Annotated in this window: 1 protein-coding gene; it reads right to left on the bottom strand. The window is 71.0% G+C overall.

Features of this window, described 5'->3' with window-relative positions; genetic code table 11:
- The coding region (locus tag ACFWUR_RS29595) for a beta-ketoacyl synthase N-terminal-like domain-containing protein (protein ID WP_378911229.1) at positions 1-4,252 on the bottom strand (4,252 nt) is incomplete at both ends.

Below are 4,252 nucleotides of genomic sequence, written 5' to 3'. Positions count from 1 at the left end.
AGCGCACCAGGCCCCATACGGCGGCGCCCGCCAGGTCGGTGACGTCTTCGCCGGGCAGCACCACCGCGCCCCGGGTGACGACGACGAGCGGCCCGTTGGCGGACTGGAGTGCGGCCAGGGCCACCCCGGTCGCAGCCCGTACCGCGGCCGCATCCGCACCTGGTTTGCTGTGCAGCACCACCGCGTCCCCGACCGGTACCCCGGTCGAGGCGGTGGGTAGTTTCGTCCACTCCAGTTGGAACAGTGAGTCGTGGAACGCCGCAGAGCCTGCCAGTTGATCCGCCGAAATCTCCCGCAGAGCGAGCGAGCCGATCGACGCCACCGGGCGCCCCTCGTCGTCCGCCACCGCGAGGGATACTCCGTCCGCGCCGGCCGGGGATACCCGGACCCGGGCCCGGGTGGCTCCCGCCGCGTGCAGGGTGACCCCGGTCCAGGCGAACGGCAGGCGTGCCGACTGGTTGTCGTCGTCGTTGTCGTGCAGGCCGATGGCGTGTAGGCAGGCGTCGAGGAGGGCGGGGTGGAGGCCGTAGCCGTCGGTGTTCGTGCCCTCGGGCAGGGAGACCTCGGCGTAGATGTCGTCTCCGGACCGCCAGGCCGCTGTCAGTCCTTGGAACACCGGACCGTAGTCGAGACCGGCAGCGGCCAATCCCTCGTACAGGCCGTCCACTTCCACTTCCACCGCGCCCTGCGGTGGCCAGTACGCCATGTCGAACGACGGCCGGGATCCGGCCTCGGCGATCAGACCAGCGGCGTGGCGGATCCAGAGCTCGTCCGTGCCGTCGGCACGCGAGTACACGCTCACGGGCCGGACGCCCGACTCCTCCGGTGCGCCCACGGCCACCTGCACCTGGACCCCGCCGCGCTCCGGCAGGACCAGTGGCGCCTCGAGTGTCAGCTCCTCCAGTGCGGCGCAGCCGACCTCGTCCCCGGCCCGGATGGCCAGTTCCACCAGGCCGGTGCCGGGGAAGAGCACGGTCCCGCCCAGGGCGTGGTCCGCCAGCCACGGCTGGGACGCCGTCGACAGCCGGCCCGTCAGGACGGCCCCATCGGTGTCGGCCAGCGTCATTGCCGCGCCGAGCAGTGCGTGTCCGGAGGAGGCGAGGCCCATCGCGGTGAGCGCGGAGCCCGCCTCGGCCGTGTTCTCCACCCAGTAGTTCTTGCGCTGGAAGGCGTAGGTGGGGAGGTCGTCGACCGGGCGGGCGCCGGTGCCCGTGAAGAGGGCGGGCCAATCGGGCGAGTTCCCGCAGACGTACAGCTGACCGATGGTGCCGAGGAGTGTCGCGACCTCGGCGCGGTCCTTGCGCAGCGCCGCCGTCAGGACGGCCGACTCCGACTCCAGGGATTGCTGCGCCATCGCCGTCAGTACGCCGTCCGGGCCGATCTCCACGAACTGGGTGACGCCCTCGGCCTCCAGGAAGCGCAGCCCGTCGGCGAAGCGGACCGCCGCACGCACATGCCGCACCCAGTACTCGGGATCGGTCAGCCCAACGGCCAGGGACCCTGACACGTTGGAGACGACCGGGATAACCGGCTGCGCGTACGAAAGGGACTCGGCCACCGCCCGGAACTCGTCCAGCATCGGCTCCATGAGCGCTGAGTGGAAGGCGTGCGACACCTTCAACCTGCTGGTCTTGCGGCCCTTGGCCTCGAAGCGCACCTGCACTTCCAGGACATCGCCCGCAACACCCGAAACCACCACGGAAGTGGGGCCGTTGACGGCGGCGATGCTCACCCGGTCGGTGACGTGCGGGAGGACCTCGTCCTCGGTGGCCTGCACGGCCACCATCGCCCCACCCTCGGGCAGCGCCTGCATGAGGCGACCTCGTGCGCTCACCAGCTTTGCCGCGTCGGGGAGGGAGAACACCCCGGCCACATGGGCGGCGGCCAGCTCGCCGATCGAGTGTCCGGCAAGGAAGTCGGGGCGTATCCCCCATGACTCGACCAGGCGGTAGAGCGCGACCTCGATCGCGAAGAGGGCGGGCTGGGTGTACTCGGTGCGGTTCAGGGCCGTGGTGCCCTTGCCCCAGATCACGTCCCGCAGCGGCAGTTCGATTTCCGCGAGGACCGCGTCGAAGGACTGGGCGAACACGGGGAACGCGTCGTACAACTCCCGTCCCATACCGAGGCGTTGGGCACCCTGTCCGGTGAAGAGGAACGCTGTGCGCCCTCTGGCCCGCGCGCTTCCCCGTGCGACTCCGGGGACAGCCTGGCCCTCGGCGAGCGCGGCCAGGCCGCGCAGCAGTTCCTCGCGGTCGGCGCCGGTGACGGCTGCCCGGTGGTCGAGATGTGTGCGGCGGGTGGCCAGGGAGTGCCCCACGTCGACGGGCCGCAGCCCGGCATCGGCCTCGATGTACGCCCGCAGCCGCCCGGCCTGCGCGCGCAACGCCTCCTCCGTCTTGCCGGACAGCGGCCACACGACCGCTGCCGGGGCGCCGGCGGTGTGCTGCACCGGCGCTACGGGGGCGGGCTGCGGGGCCTGTTCGATGATGACGTGGGCGTTGGTGCCGCTGATCCCGAAGGATGAGATACCGGCCCGGCGCGGACGCCCGGTCTCGGGCCACGGCCGTGACTCGGTCAACAGTTCGATGTTGCCCGATGTCCAGTCGACTTGGTGGGTCGGCTCGTCTACGTGCAGGGTCTTGGGCAGGATGCCGTGACGGATGGCCTCGACCATCTTGATGATCCCCGAGACACCGGCCGCGGCCTGAGTGTGACCCATGTTCGACTTGACGGAGCCCAGCCACAGCGGCTGGTCGGCGGGGCGGTCCTGACCATAGGTCGCAAGCAATGCCTGCGCCTCGATCGGGTCACCCAGCGTCGTACCCGTACCATGCGCCTCGACCGCGTCCACATCGGCGGCGGTCAGACCTGCACCCGCGAGTGCCTGCCGGATGACCCGGCGTTGGGAGGGGCCGTTCGGGGCGGTGAGTCCGTTGCTCGCACCGTCCTGGTTCACCGCGGTGCCCCGGACGATCGCGAGCACCGGGTGGCCGTTGGCCTGTGCGTCGGAGAGTCGCTCGACGAGCAGCATGCCGACGCCCTCGCCCCACGCCGTCCCGTCTGTCGCATCCGCGAAGGACTTGCAGCGGCCGTCCGGGGCCAGGCCGCGTTGGCGGCTGAACTCGATGAACGCCTCGGGTGTCGCCATGACCGCGACCCCTCCGGCCAGCGCGAGGGAGCACTCTCCCGAGCGCAGTGCCTGTATGGCCCAGTGCAGGGCGACCAGCGAGGACGAGCAGGCGGTGTCGACCGTGACCGATGGGCCTTCGAGACCGAGGGTGTAGGACACCCGGCCCGAAGCCACCGATCCAGTGTTCGTGTTGTCCTGGTAGTCGTGGTACATCATTCCGGCGAAGACGCCGGTGGCCGAGCCCTTCAGCGACGTCGGGTCGATTCCGGCCCGCTCGATCGCCTCCCAGGACGTCTCCAGGAGCAGCCGCTGCTGCGGGTCGATGGCGAGGGACTCGTTCGGGGAGATCCCGAAGAAGTCCGGGTCGAACTCGCCCGCGTCGTGCAGGAACCCGCCGTGCTTCACATAGCTGGTGCCGGGGCGCTCGGAGTCGGGGTCGTAGAGCTCGTCGATGTTCCAGCCCCGGTTCACCGGGAACTCCGATACCGCGTCGACGCCGTCGACGACCAGCTGCCACAGGGCCTGCGGGGTGTCGGCCCCGCCCGGGTAGCGGCAGCTCATGCCGACGATCGCGATCGGGTCGCTGCCCAAGGGGGCGGCGGCCCTGGCTGGTACGGTGCCCGCGGTCACCTCGCCGTTGCCTGCTACCTCGTCGGCGAGGTAGCGGGCGAGAGCGGCCGGGCTCGGGTAGTCGAAGACGAGCGTCGCGGGCAGCCGCCGTCCTGCGGCTTCGCTGAGTCCGTTGCGGAACTCGACCGCGCTGAGCGAGTCGAAGCCCAGCTCGCTGAAAGCCTGTTCGGGGTCGATGACCTCCGGTCCCGCGTGACCGAGAGTCGCGGCGGCCGTGGTGCGTACGAGGTCGAGGAGTGCCGCTTCCTGCTCCGTGGGCGAGAGCCCGGCGAGCCGCTGGGCCAGCGAGGACGCGGCACCCGTGGTCGCACCGTTCACGACCCGCCTCGGGGGGCGCCGGACCAGGGCCCGGAAGAGCTCGGGCACTTCGCCGGTGCCCGCGCGGAGTGTCTTGACGTCGAGCTTGATCGGGACGAGGGCTGGGGTGGTCAGGGTGGTCGCGGTGTCGAAGAGTGCGAGGCCTTGTTCGGTGGTCAGGGCGTGTATGCCGGT

This window comes from Nocardia sp. NPDC058633, from assembly GCF_042717045.1.
Lineage (GTDB): Bacteria > Actinomycetota > Actinomycetes > Mycobacteriales > Mycobacteriaceae > Nocardia.
This window is presented reverse-complemented; position numbering and strand designations above follow the sequence as displayed.